The sequence below is a fragment of the Pseudomonas laurentiana genome (genome assembly GCF_014648275.1).
Lineage (GTDB): Bacteria > Pseudomonadota > Gammaproteobacteria > Pseudomonadales > Pseudomonadaceae > Aquipseudomonas > Aquipseudomonas laurentiana.
The window spans coordinates 1-675 of record NZ_BMQU01000126.1 but is presented as its reverse complement, the minus strand read 5'-3'; the positions used below and the strand labels follow the sequence as shown (position 1 = coordinate 675).

Sequence of the window (675 nt, the reverse complement as noted above, 5' to 3'; positions counted from 1 at the left end):
GCATTTTTTGAAAAGCAGCTTCCAGAACTACCACGTAGCCTCCAGTCAGTTGAAAGGGCATAGAATTTCGATGCCAGAGAGGATGGCGAAATGAAGGTTTCAGAAGGTTTTTCTGGCGTGAAGTCCTTGTTGAACCACTGGGCCACGCCACGAGTATTGCCGCCACAACTGACGTGGAAGTATGCACGTGAACCAGAGCTGCTGGGGTGGAGGATCAAGGCACGAAACTACAATACCGTTATTGCTAATGGGTTGTTTGTTTTCTGGCTGGCGGTTGCTGTTTGGTTTGGGTTTTCTGTGCACTCAAATTTTGAAAGGTATGATGAGCCTACGCGCTCCTTGTGTGCCCTTTTGTTTTTTTCTGTATTAATGGTGGCTGTGTTAAGCATGACCCATCAGCGCATGAATTTTGCCTACCGCTTTACAGCCTCTGGCGCTGAGTTTTGTGAGTGGAAAAACTTTCCAGAGTGGGCGCTGAGGTTCTTGACCTGTCTCGCGATTGTTTCGGCGATTCTCTTTGCCTGTATGGCAAGCCTCTACCGCGACGCTGGCTTTCTGATCTATGCCGTGATCGGGCCCGCGAAGATGATGCTGTTGCGCGCTTCAATGAATTCGAAAGTCTATCGTGGGGTACACACGATATTTCATCTGAGAACCTTTGAGTGGTCTAAATTT

General features: G+C 48.4%; 1 protein-coding gene. It reads left to right on the top strand.

The genetic code is table 11. The features are described 5' to 3' along the window. Positions 1 to 90: 90 nt before the first annotated feature. On the top strand, positions 91 to 675 hold a 585-nt coding region (locus IE038_RS24065; protein WP_189396429.1), incomplete at its 3' end, for a hypothetical protein.